Consider the following 23,894-nt stretch of genomic DNA (forward strand, 5'->3'; position numbering starts at 1 on the left):
ACGACTGTCAGCTACTCAGGCTCGGAGATGGACGCGCCAGCGCCGCGTTCGCGGCCTGTACGCGTAGTTCCCTATCCACTACCAGCCAGTTGACGCGAACGGCCGTTCGCGGGGGCATTCCGATGCGCATCGTTTCCAGAAAGCCGTTCCGCTCCAATAGTCTTCGCGCTGTGAGCTGCTCTTTGTAGGACAGTCCCAGGCGCGAACGCCATTCCTCCGCGTCGATATAGACCCAGTCGCCCGCTAGTTCGGTCAGGTCGGATTGGGCGGCAAGGTCGCTCAAGATGGCCGCAGCGTTGAGACTGCCTGCGAGCTCTACGAAGGCGCGATGGATGGTGATCGGCGCGTCCAAGACTCTTAGCAAGTAATGCTCGTTGGCCTGGTCGCGCTGGGCGACGGCATCCGTATCGGCGTTCGCTGTGTACTGTCGCCCGTAGGGATCGAGCGCAAAATCCCATGCTGTCATTGCGGACTCCCGTCTGGGCACACGTGCCGACCCTCGGTGACGAACTGAGGATCGTTCGCAGCGCTTCCGCGTCGATCAAAGAGGCGAATTGGGAACCACGCAGGGTCGATGGGCGAAGCCAAAGGTCCCAAGCCCCTCCTGGGCATTGGGAAGCAACTCAACAGCGACAGGATCCTAATCACGGCCGGCCCTCCACAGGCCGGCACGGCCTGACATCGCCTTCATAGGGGGCTGATCTGCCGCACGTTCCACGACCCGTTGCATCGCGAGTGTGTACGTCAGCGGGCGAAACGCCGGCGTGCCCTTGAGGACGGTGACCATGGCACCAGGAGCATCCTCGCCAGCGTTTGCGGGTAAGGCCCGCGGTGATTTTGTCGCAGTCATCGGCGATCTCCAGTTAGCGCTGATTGAGCGCGGCGAACAGTGTGAGAAGCGTGTGCTTTGGAAATGCCTCATGGAGTGCGAGATATCGCTCCCGGACGTCAGAAGTGGTCCCCTGCAGCTCCTTCCAAATGCTGTGCACCCGAAGGTATTCCGCTGGATCCAGCTCAACGGCTGGGCCAGGCGGACTTAGCCGCATATGCGCCCGCATCTGGTCCACTTCCGCTGCCGGTATTGCCGGAAACAGCGCGCGGATCAGCGATCCGCCCGCTTGTGCGCGGAGAAACCGTCGAAGCTGCGCCATGAGCTCCTGGCGTCGCTGGTGCTCGCTCTGTTGTTCCACCAGTGCTTCGGGGTCCACGTAGATGCGCACCGTGACTGCTGGAAGCATTGCATCAAGCCCTCGATCGCGAAGGCCAGCCAATAAAAGTTCCGCCGTGTGCTGTGGTAGCGCCCCGTCGGCATGTGCGCGCCGCCGGATCTGTTCGTTCAGCTCTCGCAGCGCTTTGCGTTTCAGGGTGGGATGGGTCAACTCCAGGAAATTCATGACGCGCCTCCAGTCAACTCCACCGGCACGCCCACCGATTGCCAGAATGAGTCCTTCGAACGCTCAGGAAATGCTTGATTGAACTGTCGGACGGCTTGGATCACCCTGAGATACACAAGCCCAGTGGCATCATCCGGGTCCGTCATTCGACGCACGACGTGGTAGGAGCCGTCTGCGTAAACCGGGTCTCCCAACAGGTTGTCGCACGCATCCTGCCAGGAGTCAGTGCTTTCGGCGTGGAGCTTGAAGTCTGACTCAAGGGACAGAGCCGCGAGGCCTGCGGGCGTGTTTTGTTGCGACAGAAGGACCAGCCACCACCACGCGTAATAACGTTCGGCGTAGTCCCCACCCTGCAGAGCTTGTTCTTGCAATGAGCCCAGGTCGCCGCCAACATCCTTGGGTATCTCGACCATGAAGCGCAAAGGCAGCTCGTCAACGGACAGGAGGCACCCTTGAAGATGGCTGACCGTCACGAGTTCCTCCAGCGCATGCCAGAGTTCCCGTTCGGCGGAGCCTCGACTGTCGGCGGGCGGCTGCTTCGAACTCGGCTGCGCGCCGGCGGCTTCAGTGTCGTGCTCACCATTCCGCCGCGAGGTTGAGGCATTGGAGGTTTCATGCTGCGGAGGCAGCTTCATCTGCGTGGCCACGTTCGCTGAATCACGGCCTGAACTTTCATCGGCACCGTCCGAGGCTTGCGTGTCTGCCAGGGAGCTGCCTGGTGCTGGCGCATGCTGCTTCGCGTCACGCACCAAGCTCGCGGATTCAGCGTCCGGATTAGCCTGGAGGATCTGCACCGCGCGTTGGAGCTCGTCCACCGTAAGACTGATGCGCTGGGCGAAGTTCTCGTCAAGACGAGCAGTGAATGCCGCGAAGTCCAGCGACTTGGTCGCGACGTAGCGCTCTCGCATGTGATCGATCGCGAGCGTCCAAGCCTGGTCGAGAGCCTCCTCGGCACCAAGCTTCGCCGCAATCGTCGCCAGCCGACTGCGTGCCGGTATGAAGCGGTCCTGCACATCGCGCCTGGAGAGCTGGCTGGCCGCGCACGCCAGGTCGGCCAGATGCTTCATGGTGAAACCATAGTGGCTCAGAAGCGCAGGGGACGCCTGTATTCCTTCACCTGCTTTGAGGTGTTCGGAAAAGTCACGCAAGCTCATCGGGCCGCCGCGTTCGCGCTCCACCTCCTGCTTCAGGTCAAAGGTCGAACGCGCTGCGTCCCAAAACAGCAGGCCCGAGCGTTGGTCGTTCTCCACCATATGGGCCGCGAGAAGGGCTGCCTCGCTGCGGTACGGAACCTTCACGAAGTCCATATGCAAGAACTGCATATGGCCTTCGGCGACCAGTTCCTGCAGGATTTCCAAGCGGGTGTTGCCGCCCTTAGCCGGGATGTACTGCTTCTCGCCAGGTCTCTGCGTAACAGCAATCATCTGATCGAGGCCGCGCGTGCGGATCGACTCCTTGATCTCGTCGTACTTTTCATTGCGAACCGTCCGCGGGTTGCGCTCGTACAGACGGCAGTCGTCTCGGACATTGAGGGTAATCACGTTGGTCAACGCCGAGTCGATTGCGGCAGGGTCCGGCGACCTTTCGCTCAGCCGCGAAGCGATCATTTGGTCCAGGTCTACTTTCTTCGATGCGGGCTTCATCAGTTGCCCCTCAGGATTGGCAGCTTTTCGTCCTCGCCAGCGAGGGCGGTGGCCATGAAAAGCAAGTCGTCTTCATCAAGCACGCCGAGGTTTCGATACGCGCTCACGGCGCCTAACACCACGCCCAAGTGCAGGGCGCGTTCGGGGGAGCCCGCGGTTGCACGATGCAAAAGATCGAGCTCGGTGCTCAAGTGCAGGAGAGCAAGCTCCTTGTTCGTGCTCATGCCTCTACCCTCCCCGAGCTGATGGCGGACCACGCTTTCAAGTAGGGCGTTGGGTCCGGCACGATAAAGATCGGGCGGTGGACCCAGCGATGGAGGACTGGGTCTTCAAAAATTCTTGCGGCCTCGGTCTCTGAGACGCCCATAAGGCTCATTTCGCTGAAGCTCACGACTTCGGAGGGAGCCGTCGACGTAGAATCAAGGCCGACGGGTCGCATCGCGAGGAGAGCGGTCTGCACTACGGCAGCAGCACGCGCGCGTCGCATTTCCAGGGGCGCGTGATCTGAAGACACGGCCACGTAAAACGTCAGGGGCGGCTGCTCTCCTCCAGCAGGCGCGGTTGCGCGGAACACGTCTCCGATGTCCGGCAGTTCGGGAAGTCTAATGGCTCTTTTCATTGCTCAAGCCCCCGCGTCACTAGGCTGGCCCTGACCGTCCACGTAGATGCCGTTCAATGCGGGGAAGAGCTCCCAAGCCAAGCGGTGCATGACGTCCCAGGGCGACTTGTCCCCCCTGCGACGGTCGTATTGATGAACCGGAATTCGTGCAGTCGTCGCAGCGGTATAGGCGGCTGCATGCGGAACGACCGTCTCTAGAATGCCCTTCACCTGCCGATGACCGAGGAAGCTTCGGCGAATTTGATCCGCAACGTGACGCGCGTTGTTGTTACGCTCCAGGGCGCTGATGACGACGTATAGGTCCCCACTGCGGAAGTCGGCGCCGAAGTCGGACAGACTGTTCAAAGACTCCATCATGCGCAGCGTGCCGTCTGCAAATTCAGCCGCAGACAGAACGTCAGGCTTGATCGGCGACAGGATCACGTCCGCCGCCATCGCCGCCGTCTTCTGCAGCTCGCCCGCCGCGCCCTGGGTGTCGATGATGATCGCGTGGTATTTCTCGACGGCCGCTGAGCGCCTCACTGCCCGGCGCATTATCAACAGACGATCTTCACGATCCTTCAGCCACGTTTGCAGATTCCCCGCGACAGCATCCGAGCAAACGATGTCGATTCCCGGAATCGCGGTCTTGCTGATGCAGTCTTCGGTGACGAGGCCACCGCGCGTAATAACTCGCGTCAGCCCGTGTTCAGCGCGCTGTTCGATGGGGTAGTACTTCGTCAGGCTGTTCTGTTCGTCCGCGTCGAACAACAGCACCTGCATGCCGAAATCGGCAAATATTCCTGCGAGATTTGCGCAGGTTGTGGTCTTCGTGACTCCACCTTTGGTGGACGCGACAGCGATCACGTGTGGCATGGCGTTCCTCTTTTCGGCGCTAGGCCATTCGGCCCAGTTGCATACCCGTTCAAGGGCGGTTATCGTTAGTCAAAACACGGTTCCGTGTTACACGATTTTGTGTAATTCAGGGCGACATTACCCGAATCCGTGTAATTCGGCAAGATAGGACTGGCGATGGAATATCAGGAATTTGTAGAAGCCGCGCTCAAGGGGCGCAGCGTGAACAGCATGGCGAAGGCGTGGGGTCTGAAACAGCAGACCCTGGATCGCTATGTGAAGGGCACGCACCTTCCGGACTACCGGACTGCTATGCTGATGGCTCAGGAAGCGGGCGTCGCGATCGATGCGACGTTCATCTTGCTGGCACAGGAAGAGAGCAAACGCAAAAAAGCCGGCGCCGCTTTCGCGGTTCCGGCTATTGCTGCTGGTGTCGAGAACACCACCAAGAATTCGACCACAGATAAGTGGTCGGGGCGAGAGGATTCGAACCTCCGACTCCTGCGTCCCGAACGCAGTACTCTACCAGGCTGAGCTACGCCCCGAGTCTGGGCATGGGCTTATACATCTCCCACACCCTACAGCTGCTGACTTCGTTGCGCTCAGTGCAACCAAATCATCTTTTCGCTTTGGCTTGAAGGTTTTGCCCTTCCCGCCTCGTGAATTCCAACCTTGCTCAAAGCAGCGCTTGCAGTGCTGTTTTCAACTAGCGATCTCGATTCACCGCGAAAGCGCAGAATTCTAACAGAGAATTTAGAAAAGGGGAAACGGGATATGCAGAAAGTGCTTCGCGGGCCCGATCCGCCTCGGCCACGGCGGCCTGGCGGGCGTGTTCCAACGCGTCCGTCGCCTGGATGGCGGCGGCCACGGCGGCAAAGTCGGCGTCGCCCGTCTTGATGGCGTCGCGGATCAATTGCTGCTGCTGCGGCGTTCCCACTTCCATCACGCGGATCAGCGGCAGCGTGGGCTTGCCCTCGCGCAGATCGTCGCCCACGTTCTTGCCCAGCGCGGCGGCGTCGCCGCTGTAGTCCAGCACGTCGTCGACCAACTGGAAGGCCGTGCCCACGTGGCGGCCATAGGCGGCGGCCGCGGCTTCCTGCTCGGGCGTGGCGCCCGCCAGCACCGCGCCGACCTGGGCGGCGGCCTCGAACAGCTTGGCGGTCTTGTAGCGCACGACCTGCAGGTAGCGCTCCTGCGAGACGTCCGGATCGTGCACGTTCAGCAACTGCAGCACCTCGCCCTCGGCGATGACCGTGGTGGCTTCGGACAGGATGCTCATGATGCGCATCGAGTCGGCCTCGACCATCATCTCGAACGAGCGCGAATACAGATAGTCGCCCACCAGCACGCTGGCCGCGTTGCCGAACACCGCGTTGGCGGTTTCGCGCCCGCGGCGCAGGTCGGACTCGTCGACCACGTCGTCATGCAGCAGCGTCGCGGTATGGATGAACTCCACCACGGCGGCCAGCAACTGGTGGTGCGTCCCTTGATACCCCAGCGCGCGCGCCACCATCAGCACCATCGCCGGGCGCATGCGCTTGCCGCCCGCGCCAATGATGTAGTCGCCGATCGTACGGATGAGCACCACATCGGAATTCAGCCGCTCGCGGATAACCGCATCGACGGCTTTCATATCGTCAACTATGGGAGCAATGAGCGCGGGGAGATTCAAGACGTATCCGGAGAGTGAAACGAGCCATATGTAACAGCTCTTACCGCTGGGCCGCCGGGATGGCGGGGGATTCGACCAGCGATTATACGGGCTGCCAGGAACCGGAGCCGGACGTAGCGACGCCCCTGCCCGGGGCGCGGAATCCCCCTCCGCCATCCCATCCGAACCGCCCCGCCCCCGTTTTTTCGGCTGCGCGCCACCCCGACGCGGCGCCCCGGCCACACCTAAGCCCTTAGCCTGCAAGCGCTTTTTGACTTTTCCTCAGCCGCGGGCTAATATCCCGGATTCGGTCAGAGATGGCCGAATTACGTCGGTGAATTACGCGCGCTTGGTCTTGGCAACCCCATATTGGCAACCCCAATCTTGGCAACCCCAGGCAAGCACTGCCAGCCCAGCAGGGCCGGCAAGCGAATGAACCCATTTACCTATTTAAGGAATACCCCATGTACGCGGTCGTAAAAACCGGTGGCAAGCAGTACCGTGTTGCCATTGGCGAAAAACTCAAGGTAGAACAGATACCGGCTGACATTGGGCAAGAAATCACCCTGGATCAAGTGCTGTCCGTGGGCGAAGGCGACCAACTGAAAGTTGGTACGCCCCTCGTCGCCGGCGCCGTGATCAAGGCAACGGTTCTTGCGCAAGGCCGCCACGACAAGGTCAAGATCTTCAAGATGCGCCGTCGCAAGCACTATCAGAAGCGTCAGGGCCACCGTCAGAACTACACCGAAATCCGCATCGAAGCCATCACGGCCTAAGACGCGACTCGGCACCACATTAGCAGGAGCTAAACATGGCACAGAAAAAGGGCGGCGGCTCTACGCGAAACGGACGCGACTCAGAATCGAAGCGTCTGGGCGTCAAGGCTTTCGGCGGTGAACTGATTCCCGCTGGTTCGATCATCGTGCGTCAGCGCGGTACCCGTTTCCACGCTGGCGTGAACGTCGGCATGGGCAAGGACCACACCCTGTTCGCGCTGGTCGACGGCAAGGTTCAATTCGGCTTCAAGGGCGCGTTGAACAAGCAAACCGTTTCGATCGTCGCCGCCGAGTAATCCTCGACGCAGCACGGTCAGGCCAGCGGCGCGGTTGCCTCAGCGATCCGCCGCCAGCCAGAACGGCAAAGCCCTGTCGCACGCGGCAGGGCTTTTTTTCCTTCGGGCCACCGCAAATGCGTGGCGGCCCTCGCCGCGCTGCGGCGACTCCCTATCTCATACACGCGCAGACATCATGAAATTCGTAGACGAAGCCACCATCGAAGTCGTCGCCGGCAAAGGCGGCAATGGCGTGGCGAGCTTTCGCCGCGAGAAATTCATTCCCAAGGGCGGCCCGGACGGCGGCGACGGCGGACGCGGCGGCAGCATCTTCGCCGTGGCTGATCGCAACATCAACACGCTGATCGACTTCCGCTACGCGCGCCTGCACCGCGCCAAGAACGGCGAAAACGGCCGCGGCTCGGACCAGTACGGCGCCGCCGCCCCGGACATCACGCTGCGCGTGCCCGTCGGCACCATCATCCATGACGCCGAGACCGGCGAAGTCCTGTTCGATCTGAACCGCCACGACCAGAAGGTCGTGCTGGCCGCCGGCGGCCAGGGCGGCATGGGCAACATGCATTTCAAGTCCAGCGTCAACCGCGCCCCGCGCCAGTGGACGCCCGGCAAGGAAGGCGAACACCGCTACCTGCGCATGGAACTGAAGGTGCTGGCCGACGTCGGCTTGCTGGGCCTGCCCAACGCCGGCAAGTCCACGCTGATCACCCGCATCTCGAACGCCAAGCCGAAGATCGCCGACTACCCGTTCACGACGCTGCACCCGAACCTGGGCGTGGTGCGCACCTCGCCGTCGCGCAGCTTCGTCGTGGCCGACATTCCCGGCCTGATCGAAGGCGCCTCCGAAGGCGCCGGCCTGGGCCACCTGTTCCTGCGCCACCTGGCGCGCACCCGCGTGCTGCTGCACCTGGTGGACGTGTCCACGCCCGATCCCGATGCCGATCCGGTGGAGCAGGCCGTGGTCGACGCCCGCGCCATCGTCGAGGAACTGCGCCGCTACGATCCCGAGCTGGCCGCCAAGCCGCGCTGGCTGGTGCTGAACAAACTGGATATGGTGGCCGATCCCGAGGACACCAAGCGCCGCTTCATCGAGCTGTACGACTGGAAGGGCCCGGTGTTCGGCATCTCCGGCCTGTCCGGCGACGGCACCCAGGACCTGATCTACGCGCTGCAGGACTACCTTGACGCCGAACGCGAAAAGGAACAACTGGCGCAGGACCAGGCCGATGGCACCTACGTGGCCGAAGATCCGCGTTTCGACGACACCCGCAGCGACGCCGACAACAAGACTGCCGCGCCGCGCGGCGACGAATAAGCCATAATCGCAATCTCGTTCGATTACGCCTTTTTTCGCGCCGCAGCCCGCCGCCATCATGTCTGCCGAATCACCCGCCGTTTCCGTCGTCGCCAATGCCCAGCGCCTCGTCGCCAAGGTCGGCTCATCGCTGGTCACCAATGAAGGCCGAGGCCTGGATCGCGCCGCCGTGGCGCACTGGGCGGCCCAGATCGCCGCGCTGCACAAGCAGGGCAAGCAGGTCGTGCTGGTCTCCAGCGGCGCCATCGCCGAAGGCATGGCCCGCCTGGGCTGGCGCAAACGCCCGTCGGTGATGCACGAACTGCAGGCCGCGGCGGCGGTGGGCCAGATGGGCCTGTGCCAGGCCTACGAAGCGGCATTCGCCGAATACGGCCTGCGCACCGCGCAGATCCTGCTGACCCACGAAGACCTGGCCGACCGCCACCGCTACCTGAACGCGCGCAGCACGCTGTTCGCGCTGCTGCGCCTGGGCGTGGTGCCGATCGTGAATGAAAACGACACGGTGGTCACCGACGAGATCCGGCTGGGCGACAACGACACGCTGGGCGCGCTGGTCACCAACCTGATCGAAGCCGACACGCTGATCATCCTGACCGACCAGCGCGGCCTGTACGACTCCGACCCCCGCAAGAATCCCGACGCCAAATTCATGGCGCACGTCCAGGCCGGCGATCCGGCGCTGGAAGCCATGGCTGGCGGCGCCGGCAGCGGCATCGGCACCGGCGGCATGCTGACCAAGGTTCTGGCGGCCAAGCGCGCCGCGCACAGCGGCGCGCACACCGTGATCGCCTCCGGCCGCGAACGCAACGTGCTGACGCGCCTGGCGCAAGGCGAATGCATCGGCAGCGAACTGCGCGCCGTGCTGCCGGTCTGGTCGGCGCGCAAGCAGTGGCTGGCCGACCACCTGCGGCTGCGTGGCCGCGTGGTGCTCGATGACGGCGCCGTGCAGGCCCTGCTGCGAGAAGGCAAGAGCCTGCTGCCGATCGGCGTGGTGGACGTGGAAGGCGAATTCGGCCGCGGCGACGTGGTCGCCTGCGTCGACAGCCAGGGCCGCGAATGCGCGCGCGGCCTGATCAACTATTCCTCCGTGGACACCCGACGCATCCTGCGCCAGCCGTCATCGCAGATCGCCCGCATCCTGGGCAACATGACCGACCCCGAGCTGATGCACCGCGACAACCTGGTCGTGCTCTGACAGCGCGCGGGCGGCGCCCCTCCCTCTTCCCGAACAAGGCGGCATCCGCCGCCCGTTGGCGCAATCGAATGCGCGCCTGTACCGGCGCGATGCTCCCCTACCTATGTAATTCGAATATCACATTAGTAGGAATTTCCGCGGCATGGTGTTGGAGCACGCGCGGGACCGTATCTAGTCGTGGGGCGCCGGCACGCCTTGCGGCATCAACATGTACCCCCACCCGCGCACCGCCAGCACCGGCAGGTCGATGTTGAGGCGGCGGGCCTTGCTGCGCAGGCGCGACACCAGCACATCCACGCGCCGCGCGCCGTCCATGGGGTCGCGTGCGGCCTCGGGGAAGAAGCCTTCGCGGGGCAGGCACTGATGCGGGGCGTTCAGCAGGCTGACAAAGAAGGCGCGTTCAGTGTTGGTCAGCGGCAATCGTTCGCCCGCGGGGCCGGCCAGCATCCGGCCGCGGCCATCGACACGCCAGCGCGGCAATGTGTCGGTCTCTGCGCGCCGGCAACGGATCAGGTTGCGCAGCACCGCATCCCATTCCGCGATGTTCGCCTGCAACGGCACGCAGGCATGGGCGCCGGCGTCGAGCGCCGCGATGCGGGCCGTGGGGGAATCTTCGGAGGATTGCCACACGACTGCGCTACCAGATGCGGCCCGACGCAGTTCGGCAATCAGTTGCGACAGATTGTCGCTCGTGCCGCGCAACACGACGATGTCGGCCGGTTCGCTGCGCAGCCGTGCCAACAGGCTGTCTGGGGACCGGCACAGGCCGACCTCCCACTGAAGTTGACGCAAGGTGTGCACAAACTTGTTGCACGCCATTCCACCAAGTTGCACGACGAGGACGTAACCTCTTTCCTGCATGTGCTGCCTCTCCGAACTTATCACCTAAGTAATATTTATATCTACCAAAGTGCCTACAGTGCAAGCTTCAATCGACGCGTGAAAACTTTTTCAGACCGACTGAAGCACGCCCGTCTTTTGCGTGGCCACACGCAGAAAGCGCTCGCTCGCATGGCCCGACTGTCGCAAAGCGCGATCGGCAGTTATGAGAGCGGGCTGAGGCATTCGAGCCGTTCACTGCGCAAACTGGCGCAGGTATTGAAGGTGGAACTCGAATGGCTGGAGACGGGCAAGGGCCCCATGGAATTGCCCATGGAAGGCTATGACCTGAGCGACACATTGCCGGCGACCGGCGTGTCCGAGCCGTTGCCGCGCGCCATTGCCCGCCGCGGGCGTCCCCTGGCGCCGTGGCCCTTCCCCAATATTGCGCCGGCGCAGTTCGATACGCTGACGGCGGACGACCGGTTGGTGCTCGAAGCGCTGAACCAGACCTTTATCGAAGCCTCCCAGGCGCGCCGCGGCATCAAACCGCGCGGCCGCAAGGGTTGAGGATGGCCGCCGCGATTGCGATGGCAGGATGAAAAAAGCCCGGCGCTGCCGGGCTTTTTTCATGGCCGTGAATCGCCGCTCAGGGCTTGGTGGGAGCCGGTGCGGTGGCGGGGGCGGCGCCGCCCGCGGCCGGGGCGCTTTCGCCACGGATCTTGGCGGCGATATCGGAAGCAGCCTGGGCCGACGGCACGCCGAAAGCCAGCACGCCGCGGTTCAGGGGTTCGCCGATGCGCGGCGCCGCGATCAGTTCACGGTCGATCACCAGCGCCAGCATGTTGCCGACGTTCTTGCTGCTGACGTCATTGAGCTTGCGCGCGCCGGCGTCGGAGAAGCGCAGGCCGACGAAGTTGGCGCCCTGGCGATCGACCAGGGCGGCCGCCTCGGTCAGGTCGGCGCGGGTCAGCACCGGCTGCTGCTGCATGTAGATCTTGCCGTCGGGCAGGTTCACCTCGACCAGGCCGGGGCCCGATTGGGTCTGGGCGACGTAGAACTCGACCACCGCGGCGGTGGCCGGTTGCGTGGACGATTGCTGCTGTCCGGCCGCGTCGGGCGTGGCGGCGGCGCCGGATTTGGTCGGGGCGGTCTTGCAACCCGCAAGCGCAAGGGTCATGACAACCAGGGCGGGCGCCAGTTTGCGTAGGGTCAGTTGCATGCTCGTTTCCTTCTTGAGTGGACTGGGGCCGGTGGGCGGACCGCCGGCTGACGTGAAAAAGTGTACAGAACCTGTATGGCACTGTCTCCGCAGACTGATTCCAAATGTAAACCGGTACTACCAGCGTGCGCCGCCCCACTGCGGCGGCGCAGCATGGCCGCTATTCGCCTGCCGGCCGGGCAGGCTCTATACTTCGCTTTCGCGCAGGGGTACTCGTCGCGCCAGAACGGCCCGACGTGTTGAGAGAGTCCCTTCGTACCAGTACGGATAATGCCGATGCTGGGAGCCGTATTCCCGCCATGCCCGCATGGCGGGAGTCCATTCCCGATCGGCTCCAAACCATTCGCTTGGAGCTTTCCATGAACGCCAATCCCAAATTCCTGGCCGCCACCGCCGAAGTCGACGCGGCCGCGGTCGCCCCGTTGCCCAAATCCCGCCGGGTCTACGAGGTCGGTTCCCGTCCCGACATCCGCGTCCCGTTCCGCGAGATCGAGCAGGACGACACGCCCACCATGTTCGGTGGCGAAAAGAACCCGCCGCTCACCGTCTACGATTGCAGCGGCCCCTACACCGATCCCGACGTCAAGATCGACATCCGCCGCGGCCTGCCGGAAGTGCGCCGCGCCTGGATCGACGAGCGCGGCGACACCGAAGTGCTGTCGGGTCCGACCAGCGAGTACGGCAAGCAGCGCCTGACCGATCCCAAGCTGACGGCCATGCGCTTCGACCTGCAACGCCCGCCGCGCCGCGCGGTGGCCGGCGCCAACGTCTCGCAGATGCACTACGCGCGCCGCGGCATCATCACGCCCGAGATGGAATACGTGGCGATCCGCGAAAGCCTGCGCCGCGAGCACTACCTGCAGACGCTGCGCGACAGCGGTCCGGACGGCGAGAAGATGGTCAAGCGCCTGCTGCGCCAGCACCCGGGCCAGTCGTTCGGCGCCGCCATCCCGGCCGCCATCACGCCGGAATTCGTGCGCGACGAGATCGCGCGCGGCCGCGCCATCATCCCCGCCAACATCAACCACCCGGAAGTCGAGCCGATGGCGATCGGCCGCAATTTCCTGGTCAAGATCAACGCCAACATCGGCAACTCGGCCGTCAGTTCGGGCATCGGCGAGGAAGTCGAGAAGATGACCTGGGCGATCCGCTGGGGCGGCGACACGGTCATGGACCTGTCGACGGGCAAGCACATCCACGAAACGCGTGAATGGATCATCCGCAATTCGCCGGTGCCGATCGGCACGGTGCCGATCTACCAGGCGCTGGAGAAGGTGGACGGCAAGGCCGAGGAACTGACCTGGGAGATCTTCCGCGACACGCTGATCGAGCAGGCCGAACAGGGCGTGGACTACTTCACCATCCACGCCGGCGTGCGCCTGCCGTTCATTCCAATGACGGCGGACCGCATGACGGGCATCGTTTCGCGCGGCGGCTCGATCATGGCCAAGTGGTGTCTGGCGCACCACAAGGAAAGCTTCCTGTACGAGCGCTTCGAGGAAATCTGCGAAATCATGAAGGCCTACGACGTCAGCTTCTCGCTGGGCGACGGCCTGCGCCCGGGCTCGGGCTACGACGCCAACGACGAAGCCCAGTTCGCGGAACTGAAGACGCTGGGCGAGCTGACGCAGGTCGCCTGGAAGCACGACGTGCAGGTGATGATCGAAGGCCCCGGCCACGTGCCGATGCAGATGATCAAGGAAAACATGGAGCTGCAGCTGGAACACTGCCACGAGGCGCCGTTCTACACGCTGGGCCCCCTGACGACCGACATCGCGCCGGGCTACGACCACATCACCTCGGGCATCGGCGCGGCGCTGATCGGCTGGTACGGCACGGCGATGCTCTGTTACGTGACGCCCAAGGAACACCTGGGGCTGCCGAACAAGAAGGACGTGAAGGACGGCATCATCACGTACAAGATCGCGGCGCATGCGGCGGACCTGGCCAAGGGCCATCCGGGCGCGGCGATCCGCGACAACGCGCTGTCCAAGGCGCGCTTCGAGTTCCGCTGGGACGACCAGTTCAACCTGGGCCTGGATCCGGATACGGCCAAGGAGTTCCACGACGAGACGCTGCCGAAAGACTCGATGAAAGTGGCGCACTTCTGCTCGATGTGCGGGCCGCACTTCTGCAGCATGAAGATCACGCAGGATGTGCGCGATTACGCGGCGTCGCAGGGCGTGAGCGAAAAAGACGCCCTGCAGAAAGGCATGCAGGAGAAGTCGATCGAGTTCGTGAAGAAAGGCGCCGAGGTTTACCACCGGCAGTGATGTTCTGAACGGATACCCCCTTTGCCGGACTGGCCGCTGATGGCGGTGGTCCGGCAGCCGTGGGGGGAGATGAAAAAGGCCTGGAAGCGCTGCTCCAGGCCTTTTTTGTTATCCGCGGTGCTTTTTTGCGGAGTTGGTCCGATCTTTGATTGCGCGCGGTGAGGTCCTTGAAACGCCCGCCGACAAGCGCAAGAAAAACTACAGCAGCTTTCCGGGATTCATGATCCCCTTGGGATCCAGCACCCGCTTGATCTCCCGCATCAACCGCAACTCCACCGCATCCTTGCTATGCAGGAAGTGGTCGCGCTTGAGCTGCCCGATGCCGTGTTCCGCGCTGATGCTGCCCCCGTACCGGTTGACCTCGTCGAGCACCGCGTCGGTGATCGCGGCACCGTGTTCGGCCACCCAGCCGCGGTCGGCGCCGGCGGGACGCGAGAGGTTGTAATGCAGGTTGCCGTCGCCGAAGTGGCCGAAGATGAAGGGGCGGATGTCCGGGTACAGCGCGCGTACGCGCGCTTCGGCGGAAACCATGAAGTCGGGGATGCGTTCGATCGGCAGCGACACGTCATGCTTGAGATGCGGACCGTCGGCGCGCTGCGCTTCGGAGATTTCCTCGCGCAGTTTCCACAGCGCCTGCAACTGGGCCAGCGAGGCCGAGACGGCGGCATCCAGGCACAGGCCGCGGTCGAGCGCGGTGCCGATCACGTTCTCCAGCAGCGCGGTCAGGGCGGCTTCGTCGGCCGTGTCGGCCAGTTCGACCAGCACGTAGGCCGGATAACGTTGGCCGAACGGCTCTTGCACGCCCGCGGCATGGGCCAGGACCAGGTCGAGGCAGTCGCCGGAAAAATACTCGAAGGCCTGCAAGCGGGCGCCGCATTGTTCGAACAGGATTTCGAACAATTGCAGGGCCTGGGCCGGGGATTCGACAGCGGCCAGCACCACGGAACGCACGTCGGTGCGCGGGAACAGGCGCAGCGCCACGGCGGTGATGACGCCGAGCGTGCCCTCGGAGCCGATCAGCAGCTGCTTGAGGTCGTAGCCGGTGTTGTCCTTGCGCAGGGTGCGCAGGCCGTTGAAGATCTCGCCGTTGGGCAGCACCGCTTCCAGGCCCAGCACCAGTTCGCGCGCCATGCCGTAGCGCACCACGTTGACGCCGCCGGCATTGGTGGCGACGTTGCCGCCGATCTGGCTGGAGTCCTCGGCGGCCAGGCTCAAGGGCAGCAGCCGGCCGGCGTCCTGCGCCGCGCGGCGCAGGTTGCCGAGGATGCAGCCGGCTTCGGCGACCATCGTGTTGGCGACGGTGTCGATGGCGCGCACGGCGTTCATGCGGTCCAGGCTGAGGACCACGTTGATGGGCGCGGCATCGGGCGTGGCGCCGCCACACAGGCCGGTGTTGCCGCCGCGCGGCACCACCGGCACGCCGGCCTCGTTGCAGAGCGCCAGGCAGGTGGCGACCTCGGCGGTGGTGCGCGGGCGGACCACCGCCTGGGCGTGGCCGTTGTACAAGCCGCGCCAGTCGGACAGCCAGGGCGCGATGTCGTCGCTGGCGGTGAAGACGGTGTCGGGGCCCAAAGCCTGGACCAGGCGCTGGGCGATGTCGGTTGTGGTCATGATGTCTGCCTGGAGGCGGGAAAGAGGGAGTCGAGGCGCAGGCGGCTGGCAGCCTGGCGCAGGTGGCGTTCGGCCGTCAGCCGCGCGCGCGCCGCATCGCGGTCGCGGATGGCCTCGAACACGGCGACGTGTTCGTGGTGCACGGCATCCGTCATGCCGGCCAGTTGGCGGCTGTTGGCGCGCGCGGTGCTGACAGCCAGGCGCAATTGCAGATTCAGGTACTGCAGCAGGTCCTGGTAGAACGGATTGTGGGTCGCGGCCGCGATCGCCAGGTGGAAGGCGATGTCGTGTTCGACTCCATGTTCAGGATGGTGCTGGTGCCGTTCCAGGTCGGCCAGGGCGCCAGCCAGGGCGTCCAGGTCGGCGGCGTTGCGGCGCTCGGCCGCCAGCGCGGCGGCGCCGCCTTCGAGTTCCATGCGCAGTTCGTAGACGCTGGCAAGTTGTTCGCGGCTGACGGCGATGTCGACCGGCACCTGGAAGCCCTGCGCACCGGTGCGCGCCAACACCACGCAACCCGACCCCTGGCGGCTCTGGATCAGGCCCTGGGCGCGCAGGCGCTCGGTGACTTCGCGGATGACGGCGGCGCTGACGCCGTACTGCTCGGCCAGGATGCGGCCGGACGGCAGCTTGGCGCCCACGGGATAGACGCCATGGGCGATGTCGTCCGCGATCTGGCGGGCGACCTGTTCGGTGAGGGTCAGGCTCTTGGTCAGCATAGGGGCGAAGTATAACCCGTACTTTTCAGGTTATCTGATAACTTTTGGCAGTCCCTTCCGTGTCCGGTCGGTGCGGACCCGCCGCGCTTCAGGCGGCCGCGGCGGCGTCGCCGGGCCGCAGCGCGTCCTCGGCATCCGGCAGGCCGGCGACGGAACAGCGGCGGCCGCCGCGGGCCTTGGCGCGGTACAGCGCGGCATCGGCGGAATCCAGCACCGCCTGCGCCTTGCGGTTGGCGCCGGAGATGATCGAAATGCCGATCGACAGCCCGACGCTGACGCGCGTGCCGTCGGCCAGCACGATGGGCTGGCTGGCATCATGCAGCAAGTGGTTGCCCAGCCGCAGCGCGGCGGTGGCGTCGATGCCGGTGGCCAGCACGATGAATTCGTCGCCGCCGATGCGGGCGGCCACGTCGTCCACCCGCAACATGGCGCGCATGCGCTGTGCGATGGTCTTGAGCACTTGGTCGCCGGCGGCATGGCCGTGGGTGTCGTTGATGATCTTGAAGTCGTCCATGTCCATGTAGAACAGCGCGGCGGCGCTGTCATGCTCGCGCGCGCTGGTGCAGATGCGCTCGAGCGCCGCTTCCAGGCCGGCGCGGTTGGCAAGGCCGGTCAGCGCGTCCTGGCTGGCGCGGCGCTCGTTCTCGCGCTCGGCCAGCATGGTGGACACCAGGATGCGCCGCAGCCGTTGCGAGGCGATGCTCATGCTGACCAGGTAGAACGGGATCTGGATGAAGACGATGGCGGTGACGTATTCGCCGGCGAACAGCGCGCCCAGGCACATCGGCCCCAGGCTCAGGAATATCATCGCCGCCACCAGCCGCGGCGCGCCGTAGTTGCGAAAACAGATGCCGCCCGCCATGGCGCCGCAGGACACGCCGGCCAGCGTGGCGGCCAGCCAGTCATGGTTGAGGAACGTGACGAAGACCCCATAGCCGACGCTGAACGCCCACAGCAGCGCCAGCACGATGTAGATGTCGGTATGGGTGCTGCCGCCGCGGGCGGCATTGCGCAACGCCGAGCGCAGGACGGTGACGCGCACCACGGCCAGCAGGATCTCCAGGATCAGCCAGGAAATATAGAGCGGCTCGGGCCGGCGCCAGGCGACCACGCCGGAGATCATCAGGGTATTGATGACGCCGCCGGCAAAGATCGGCAACGTGCCGAACAGACTGGCGATCAAGGCGGCGCGGATGTCCGCGGGCGTGTCCTGCCCGGAATGCGTCAACCAACGGGTCAGCCGCCACTTGGGCAGGCTGAAGCTCAATCCTGTGTCCACACCGTTACGTCCAAAGCTGGCTGCCACGGAGCGGCAGGCTGGCTGGCGTTATAGCAGGTATTTCAAGCCTTTAATATTGTCCGCGAGGGCAATGGCGGGCCTCTTTAAAGGGGTCGGGATGTGCCGATGACGGCCGGATCAGTGCCCGCGCGCGCCACAGACCGCGCACTCGGGATCACGCTGGACATTGACGCTGCGCCACTGCATGGTGCGCACGTCCAGCCATAGCAGGCGCCCCGACAGGCTCTCGCCCACGCCGGACAGCAGCTTGAGGGCCTCGGCCGCCTGCATGCTGCCGATGATGCCAACCACCGGCGCAAACACGCCCATGGTGGCGCAGTTGGCCTCTTCGACGTCGTCCGCCTCGGGAAACAGGCAGTGGTAGCACGGCGCGTCCGGATCGCGCAGGTCGTAGACGCTGACCTGGCCGTCGAAACGGATGGCGGCGCCAGACACCAGCGGCTTGCGGTGCTGCACACAGGCGCGGTTGATGGCGTGGCGGGTGGTGAAGTTGTCGGTGCAGTCCAGCACCAGGTCGGCCTGCGCCACGGCGTCGGACAGGGCCTGGCCCTGCAGCCGCTCGACGCGGGCATGCACGCGGGTCTGGGGATTGAAAGCCGCCAGCATGTCGCGCCCGGACTCGGCCTTGGGCCGGCCCACGCTCGCAGTGGTGTGGAGGATCTGGCGCTGCAGGTTGCTGAGCTCGACGACGTCGTCGTCGGCCAGCGTGATCTCGCCGACGCCAGCGGTGGCCAGGTAGAGCGCGGCGGGCGAACCCAGCCCACCCGCCCCTACGACAAGCACACGCGCCGCCAGCAGTCTTTCCTGCCCTTCGATACCCAGCTCGTCGAGCAGGATGTGGCGGGCGTAGCGCAGCAGTTGCTCGTCGTTCATTTGTCCTTGCTGGGCTCGACTCCGGTCGGCGTGATCTTCATGCGCTGGGCGTTGCCGGCGCCGGGCTTGGCGTCGGCCTTGGCCTGGGCGCGGGCCGAGCCCTTCTGCACCGGCTTGCCGGCCAGCAGGTTGATCGCCTGCTGCAGCTGGAAGTCATCCTTGCCGCCGAACTCGAACACCTTGGTCGGCACGTCGACGTTGTCCTGCTCGGAGTTGGACTTCACTTCGTTGGCCGTGCCCGGGTTCGACAGGTGGCGCTGCAGGTCGGCTTCGCGCGGCAGGCGGAACAGGTCGCCGTCGGCGGTATCGGCCACGACGTAGTCGGGCTCGATGCCGGTGGCCTGGATTGAACGGCCGCTGGGCGTGAAGTAGCGCGAGGTGGTGAGCTTGACCGCGGTGGTTTCCGACAGCGGCAGGATCACCTGCACCGAACCCTTGCCGAAGGTGCGGTTGCCCAGCACCTTGGCGCGCTTGTGGTCCTGCAGCGCGCCGGCCACGATCTCGGAGGCCGAGGCCGAACCGACGTTGACCAGCACCACCATCGGCACGGTCTTGGTCCAGGCCGGCAGGCCCGACAGGTAATTGCTTTCGCCGCGGGCGTATTCCGACGGGGTCGCCAGGTACTTGTGGCGGGCGTCGGGGGTACGGCCGTCGGTCGAGACCACCAGGGCGTCGGCCGGCAGGAACGCGCCGGACACGCCGATGGCGCTGGTCAGCAGGCCGCCCGGGTCATTGCGCAGGTCGAGCACCAGGCCCTTGGGGGCTTCCTTGGCGCCCAGGTCCTTGAGCTGCTTGGCCAGGTCGGCACCGGTTTTTTCCTGGAACTGGGCGATGCGCACATAGGCCACGCCGTTGTCCAGCATCTTGCTGCGCACGCTGCGCACCTTGATGATGTCGCGCACGATCTTGAGCACGATCGGCTGCGGCCGGTCGGCGCGCATGATGATCAGCGTGATGGGCGACTTGGGGGCGCCGCGCATGAGCTTGACGGCGTCGTTCAGCGACATGCCCTTGGTGGGCGTGTCGTCGATCTTGATGATGAGGTCGCCGGCCATGACGCCCGCGCGCGCGGCGGGGGTGTCTTCGATGGGGGAGATGACCTTGACGAAGCCGTCCTCGGCGCCGACTTCGATACCGAGGCCGCCGAACTCACCTTGGGTGGCCGTCTGCATTTCGCGGAAGGCGTCGGCATCCAGGTATGCAGAGTGGGGGTCCAGGTTCGACACCATGCCGGAAATGGCATTGTCGATCAGGGTCTTGTCGTCGACCGATTCGACGTAGTTGTTCTTGATGGCCGCAAAGACGTTGCTCAGCTGCCTGAGCTCATCCAGCGGCAAGGGACTGCCGCGCTGGGCGACAGCCGTCACACCCACGCTGAGCAAGACACCTGCCACCGCACCGATGGCAATCAGACCGAAACCACGAAACTTGCGAGTGCCCATGCACACTTCCCGAATTGGTTTTCGCCCTTGGGTTGGCCCCGGAGCGTTTGGCCGTCTGGCTTTACTGGGCCAGCCACTGGGCTGGATCCACAGGAGCGCCGCGATGGCGAATTTCAAAGTATAGGCCGGATTCCACTTGGCCGCCGGTTGCGCCTACCGAAGCAATAGTATCCCCCGCCGCGACGGAATCGCCCACCCGTTTGAGCAGACTTTGGTTGTAAGCATAGACGGTCAGATATTGCTGGCCATGATCCACAATGATGAGATTGCCGAAACCCCGCAGCCAATCGGCGTAGACCACCGTGCCGGGCGCCACCACCTTCACCGGCGTTCCTTCGGGCGCGCGCAGCACGATACCGCGCCAGACGCCGCCATCCGGACGGTCGACCCCGAAACGGCCCTGCACCTGGCCGCGCACGGGTGCCGCCAGGCCATGGCGCAGGCCATTGCCGCCGCCGACCGGCGCGGGGCGCGTCGCCTGTTGGCTGGGCGCGCTGCGGGTTTGAGTGGCGGGCTCTTCCACGGGTTCCGCCTTTTTGGGGGGCTCCGCGGGTTTTGCCGGCGGCGTCTCGGCCGGGCCGGTCAGGCGGGGATGGCGCGAATCGGCCGGGCGCAGGCCGGCGGCGTCGGGATCGGCCACGGCGACCGGGCCACGGCCCTGGCGCGACGCGGCCTCGACCTGTTCGCGGGCGGCGGCGGCCTCGCGCGCGTCGCGGTCACGCCGGGCGCTGTCGGCCGCGGCCTTGTCGGCGGCCGCCTTGCGGTCGGCTTCCGCCTTCCGGCGGGCTTCCTCGGCACGACGGTCGGCCTCGGCCTTCTTGCGGGCCTCTTCGGCGCGCCGGGCTTCCTCGGCCTTGCGGGCTTCCTCGGCGCGACGCCGCGCCTCTTCGGCCTTGCGGGCCTCTTCGGCCTGCTTGATGATGGCCGCGTCCAGGTCGGTGATCAGGCGCGACAGGCGCTGGTCGTCACGCCCCAGCTTGTTCGCTTCGGCGCGCTGGGCGGCGATCTGGCCTTCCAGCTGCGCCAGCAGCGTGGCGCGTTCTTTCTGCTGGGCCACCAACGCGGTCTTTTGTTCGGAGGTTTCGGCGACCAGCTTTTCGATCTCGGCGCGGCGGGCATCGGCGCGGCCCTGCAGGGCCGCCAGGCGGTCGATATCGGCGCGCAGCGCCTCGACCGCGCGGGCCCGGGCCTGGGAGACATAATCCAGGTAGCCCAGGTTGCGCCCCAGCACCTGGGGATCATCGCCGGACAGCAGCGCGGTCCAGGGCGACAGGCCACTGGTGTATTGGGTGCGCAGCTGGTCGGCCAGCTCGACCCGGCGCTTGGCCAGCACGGCCTGCTGGGCCGTGATCTGTTTTTCCAGGCCGGACAGGTCGGCCGCCGCCTGGCGGTTGGCTTCGGCCAGTTCCTTCAGGCGCAGGTTGATCCTGGAAATCGCCGATTCCGACTGTTTCAAGGCATCGGCGGCTTCCTTGCGGGCGGCTTCGCGCGTATCGATGTCCTTCTGCAGGTTTTCGATACGGTCGCGCAGCTGCGCCTGCTGCTTCTCGGCATCGGACTGGCGGCCGGCGAGATCGTTGGACACGGCGCCCGCCGGCAGCACTCCACCGGCCAGCATGACCGCCAACAACCACCCCGCCATGCGCACCATGGATATCAGTCCTTCTTAGCCTTGCCCTGGGCCGCGACGGCGGCCATGGCCGCCTCGATCTCGGCGGCATCGCCCAGATAATAGTGGCGGATGGGGCGCAGGTCATCATCCAGTTCATACACCAGCGGCTGGCCGGTGGGGATGTTGAGGTTGACGATATCGTCGTCCGAGACGTTGTCCAGGTGCTTGATCAGGGCGCGCAGGCTGTTGCCGTGGGCGGCGATGAGCACCTTGCGGCCGGCACGGATGGCCGGGGCGATGGATTCGTTCCAGAACGGCAGCACGCGCGCCACGGTGTCCTTGAGGCACTCGGTGGCCGGCAGCTGCTCGGCCGGGATCCGGGCGTAGCGGCTGTCGAAGCGCGGATGGCGCTCGTCGTCCAGCGACAGGGGTTCCGGCGCGATGGCGTAGGCGCGGCGCCAGATCAGCACCTGCTCGTCGCCGTACTTGGCGGCGGTCTCGGCCTTGTTCAGGCCCTGCAGGGCGCCGTAGTGGCGCTCGTTCAGGCGCCAGTTCACGCCCACCGGCGTGTACATGGCGTCCATGGCGTCCAGGGCGATCCACAGGGTGCGGATGGCGCGCTTGAGCACCGACGAGTAGGCCAGGTCGAAGGTGTAGCCTTCCTTCTTGAGCAGTTCGCCCGCCTTGCGGGCCTGTTCGCGGCCGGTTTCGGTCAGGTCGACGTCGGTCCAGCCGGTGAAGCGGTTTTCCAGATTCCACTGGCTTTCGCCGTGGCGCATCAGAACGAGTTTGTGCATGGTTTGGCAGGCGTGTAACGCGGGTTAAAGTTGCGGAATGCGCTCATTTTATAATTGAGCGATTTTGCCCTTGATTTTGCCCCGGCGCACCCGTCGATTTCGCGGCGCGGCGCGTCAGGGTTCGCCCTTACCAGGCTAGACGCCGCACTTCAGGATGCCCCGTGGACCTTCTGCAATTCTTGCTCGATAAAAACAACATCTTCATTGTCGCCGTAACCCTCGTTTCCGGCGTCATGCTGGCCATTCCCGCCCTGCGCAAGGGCCGCACCGGCTCGGCCGTCAGCACCACGGAAGCCATCCAGATGGTCAACCAGCGCCAGGCCGTGTGGGTCGACGTGCGTCCCGCCGAGCAGTTCCAGGCCGGCCACATTGCCCAGGCACGCAGCTTGCCGGTTGCCGACCTGGAACAGAAAGCCGCCTCGCTGCCCAAGAACAAGCCGCTGGTCGTGGTTTGCGACAATGGCCGCGATTCCGCCCGCGCCGCCGCCAAGCTGCGCGCGCAGGGCTTTGCCGACGTCGTGCCGCTCGAAGGCGGCATGCGCGCCTGGCTGGCCGCCAGCCTGCCGGTCACCCAGAAGGGTTGAACCGGCGCGGCGCGCCCCCATATTACTGACAGAATCCGCCTGGAGCGCCTATGAACAAAGTTGTCATGTACAGCAAGGACTATTGTCCCTATTGCGCCCGCGCCAAGGCGCTGCTGGAGCAGCGCGGCGTGACCGACCTGGAAATCATCCAGATCGACCGTGAACCCGGCCAGCGCGATCGCATGATCGAACGCACCGGCCGTCGCACGGTGCCGCAGATCTTCATCGGCGATACCCACGTCGGCGGTTGCGACGACCTGATGGCGCTGGACCGCTCGGGCGGCCTGGTGCCCATGCTCAACGGCTCAGGCCCCGGCTGACCGCCTGGCCATTCGCCCCTTTTTGCCCCTCCCACCAACGGAAACACTCATGGCTGATCAAGACCAAAACACCCAGCAAGAAGGCGGCAACGACGCGCCCTCGTTCAATCTGCAGCGCGTCTACCTGAAAGACCTTTCGCTGGAAATGCCGAACGCGCCCCACGTCTTCCTGGAGCAGGAAGCGCCCCAGGTCGAGGTGAGCATCACCGTGGGCGGCCAGCGTCTGGCCGAAACCGTGTTCGAAACCACGGTCACCGTCACCGTCACCACCCGCGTCAACGACAAGGTCGTGTACCTGGTCGAAGGCACCCAGGCCGGCATCTTCGAAGCCGCCAACATCCCTGAAGAACAGCTCGATCCGCTGCTGGGCATCGTCTGCCCGACGATGCTGTACCCGTACCTGCGCGCCAACATCGCCGATGCGATCACCCGCACCTCGATGCCGCCGCTGCACCTGACCGAAGTGAACTTCCAGGCCCTGTACGAGCAACGCCTGGCGGAACTGCAGCAACAACAGCAAAGCAATGCCAACGGCAATGGCAATGGCAGCGACTCGGGCATCATCCTGCCCGCCAGCGCCACCCGCCAGTAAGGCGATCCGCGGC

General features: G+C 65.2%; 24 protein-coding genes and 1 tRNA gene. 9 read left to right on the forward strand and 16 right to left on the reverse strand.

The window, feature by feature from the left end:
* Nucleotides 1-7: 7 nt before the first annotated feature.
* From AT699_RS28775 to ispB, 7 genes are all read right to left on the reverse strand, one after another.
* Nucleotides 8-466 (reverse strand): hypothetical protein, encoded by a 459-nt coding sequence (locus AT699_RS28775; RefSeq protein ID WP_006224643.1) that lies wholly within the window; start codon nt 464-466, stop codon nt 8-10.
* 397 nt (nt 467-863) lie between these two features.
* Entirely contained in the window at nt 864-1,394 is a 531-nt protein-coding gene (locus AT699_RS28780; RefSeq protein WP_006224644.1) for a hypothetical protein, read from the reverse strand.
* Entirely contained in the window at nt 1,391-3,037 is a 1,647-nt protein-coding gene (locus tag AT699_RS28785; protein WP_006224645.1) for a ParB N-terminal domain-containing protein, read from the reverse strand. Before AT699_RS28785 ends, AT699_RS28780 begins: the two co-directional genes overlap by 4 nt.
* Entirely contained in the window at nt 3,037-3,261 is a 225-nt protein-coding gene (locus AT699_RS28790) for a hypothetical protein (RefSeq protein ID WP_006224646.1), read from the reverse strand. Before AT699_RS28790 ends, AT699_RS28785 begins: the two co-directional genes overlap by 1 nt.
* 398 nt (nt 3,262-3,659) lie before the next feature.
* Complete coding sequence (locus AT699_RS28800) at nt 3,660-4,511, reverse strand: ParA family protein (protein WP_006224648.1); 852 nt, start codon at nt 4,509-4,511, stop codon at nt 3,660-3,662.
* Between the two features lie 447 nt (nt 4,512-4,958).
* A tRNA-Pro gene (locus AT699_RS28805) sits at nt 4,959-5,035 on the reverse strand.
* Between the two features lie 161 nt (nt 5,036-5,196).
* A complete protein-coding gene (gene ispB / locus AT699_RS28810; RefSeq protein ID WP_006389961.1) occupies nt 5,197-6,162 on the reverse strand; it encodes an octaprenyl diphosphate synthase in 966 nt (321 codons plus the stop codon).
* Between the two features lie 443 nt (nt 6,163-6,605).
* Between ispB and rplU the strand changes: the two genes are divergently transcribed.
* The 4 genes from rplU (at nt 6,606) to proB (ending at nt 9,720) form a co-directional block, all read left to right on the forward strand.
* A complete protein-coding gene (rplU, locus tag AT699_RS28815; protein ID WP_006389960.1) occupies nt 6,606-6,917 on the forward strand; it encodes a 50S ribosomal protein L21 in 312 nt (103 codons plus the stop codon).
* Between the two features lie 35 nt (nt 6,918-6,952).
* Complete coding sequence (gene rpmA, locus AT699_RS28820; RefSeq protein ID WP_006389959.1) at nt 6,953-7,213, forward strand: 50S ribosomal protein L27; 261 nt, start codon at nt 6,953-6,955, stop codon at nt 7,211-7,213.
* A gap of 175 nt (nt 7,214-7,388) precedes the next feature.
* On the forward strand, nt 7,389-8,525 hold the full coding sequence (obgE, locus tag AT699_RS28825) for a GTPase ObgE (RefSeq protein WP_024070633.1): 1,137 nt from the start codon (nt 7,389-7,391) through the stop codon (nt 8,523-8,525).
* Nucleotides 8,526-8,583: 58 nt separating this feature from the next.
* On the forward strand, nt 8,584-9,720 hold the full coding sequence (gene proB / locus AT699_RS28830; protein WP_024070634.1) for a glutamate 5-kinase: 1,137 nt from the start codon (nt 8,584-8,586) through the stop codon (nt 9,718-9,720).
* Between the two features lie 171 nt (nt 9,721-9,891).
* Here proB and AT699_RS28835 read toward each other — a convergent pair whose 3' ends face one another.
* Nucleotides 9,892-10,521: a response regulator transcription factor gene (locus AT699_RS28835; protein ID WP_232254252.1), complete on the reverse strand. Its 630-nt coding sequence runs from the start codon at nt 10,519-10,521 to the stop codon at nt 9,892-9,894.
* A gap of 138 nt (nt 10,522-10,659) precedes the next feature.
* On the opposite strand from AT699_RS28835, the gene AT699_RS28840 reads away from it, so the two are divergent.
* Entirely contained in the window at nt 10,660-11,109 is a 450-nt protein-coding gene (locus AT699_RS28840; protein ID WP_026382153.1) for a helix-turn-helix domain-containing protein, read from the forward strand.
* Between the two features lie 79 nt (nt 11,110-11,188).
* Here AT699_RS28840 and AT699_RS28845 read toward each other — a convergent pair whose 3' ends face one another.
* On the reverse strand, nt 11,189-11,761 hold the full coding sequence (locus tag AT699_RS28845) for a SecDF P1 head subdomain-containing protein (RefSeq protein ID WP_024070636.1): 573 nt from the start codon (nt 11,759-11,761) through the stop codon (nt 11,189-11,191).
* 359 nt (nt 11,762-12,120) lie between these two features.
* Here AT699_RS28845 and thiC point away from each other — a divergent pair, with 359 nt between their 5' ends.
* Nucleotides 12,121-14,034 carry a phosphomethylpyrimidine synthase ThiC gene (gene thiC, locus AT699_RS28850; RefSeq protein ID WP_006389952.1) on the forward strand — a complete coding sequence of 638 codons (1,914 nt, stop codon included), beginning with the start codon at nt 12,121-12,123 and terminating at the stop codon, nt 14,032-14,034.
* A 198-nt stretch (nt 14,035-14,232) separates the two neighbouring features.
* On the opposite strand, the gene AT699_RS28855 is transcribed toward thiC, so the two are convergent.
* The 7 genes from AT699_RS28855 to gpmA form a co-directional block, all read right to left on the reverse strand.
* Complete coding sequence (locus AT699_RS28855; RefSeq protein WP_024070638.1) at nt 14,233-15,645, reverse strand: FAD-binding oxidoreductase; 1,413 nt, start codon at nt 15,643-15,645, stop codon at nt 14,233-14,235.
* Complete coding sequence (locus tag AT699_RS28860) at nt 15,642-16,361, reverse strand: FadR/GntR family transcriptional regulator (protein WP_024070639.1); 720 nt, start codon at nt 16,359-16,361, stop codon at nt 15,642-15,644. The genes AT699_RS28855 and AT699_RS28860 overlap by 4 nt, the downstream gene beginning before the upstream one ends.
* Before the next feature lie 88 nt (nt 16,362-16,449).
* Complete coding sequence (locus AT699_RS28865; RefSeq protein ID WP_024070640.1) at nt 16,450-17,640, reverse strand: GGDEF domain-containing protein; 1,191 nt, start codon at nt 17,638-17,640, stop codon at nt 16,450-16,452.
* A 138-nt stretch (nt 17,641-17,778) separates the two neighbouring features.
* The gene (locus AT699_RS28870) at nt 17,779-18,534 is read right to left on the reverse strand and encodes a HesA/MoeB/ThiF family protein (protein ID WP_006389948.1); all 756 of its coding nucleotides are present in this window, start codon (nt 18,532-18,534) and stop codon (nt 17,779-17,781) included.
* Nucleotides 18,531-19,976: a S41 family peptidase gene (locus AT699_RS28875; RefSeq protein ID WP_024070641.1), complete on the reverse strand. Its 1,446-nt coding sequence runs from the start codon at nt 19,974-19,976 to the stop codon at nt 18,531-18,533. Before AT699_RS28875 ends, AT699_RS28870 begins: the two co-directional genes overlap by 4 nt.
* Nucleotides 19,977-20,037: 61 nt before the next feature.
* Nucleotides 20,038-21,627 (reverse strand): murein hydrolase activator EnvC family protein, encoded by a 1,590-nt coding sequence (locus AT699_RS28880; RefSeq protein WP_024070642.1) that lies wholly within the window; start codon nt 21,625-21,627, stop codon nt 20,038-20,040.
* 5 nt (nt 21,628-21,632) lie between these two features.
* On the reverse strand, nt 21,633-22,385 hold the full coding sequence (gene gpmA / locus AT699_RS28885; protein WP_058207536.1) for a 2,3-diphosphoglycerate-dependent phosphoglycerate mutase: 753 nt from the start codon (nt 22,383-22,385) through the stop codon (nt 21,633-21,635).
* 161 nt (nt 22,386-22,546) lie between these two features.
* On the opposite strand from gpmA, the gene AT699_RS28890 reads away from it, so the two are divergent.
* Genes AT699_RS28890 through secB form a run of 3 tightly spaced genes read left to right on the forward strand, consistent with a single transcriptional unit; the run spans nt 22,547 to nt 23,881 of the window.
* Nucleotides 22,547-22,969, forward strand: coding sequence for a rhodanese-like domain-containing protein (locus tag AT699_RS28890; protein ID WP_006389943.1), 423 nt, complete (start codon nt 22,547-22,549; stop codon nt 22,967-22,969).
* 50 nt (nt 22,970-23,019) lie between these two features.
* A complete protein-coding gene (grxC, locus tag AT699_RS28895) occupies nt 23,020-23,289 on the forward strand; it encodes a glutaredoxin 3 (protein ID WP_006389942.1) in 270 nt (89 codons plus the stop codon).
* A gap of 49 nt (nt 23,290-23,338) precedes the next feature.
* Nucleotides 23,339-23,881: a protein-export chaperone SecB gene (gene secB / locus AT699_RS28900; protein ID WP_024070645.1), complete on the forward strand. Its 543-nt coding sequence runs from the start codon at nt 23,339-23,341 to the stop codon at nt 23,879-23,881.
* The last annotated feature ends 13 nt before the right edge of the window (nt 23,882-23,894 follow it).

This window comes from Achromobacter xylosoxidans (assembly GCF_001457475.1).
Taxonomy (GTDB): domain Bacteria; phylum Pseudomonadota; class Gammaproteobacteria; order Burkholderiales; family Burkholderiaceae_B; genus Achromobacter; species Achromobacter xylosoxidans.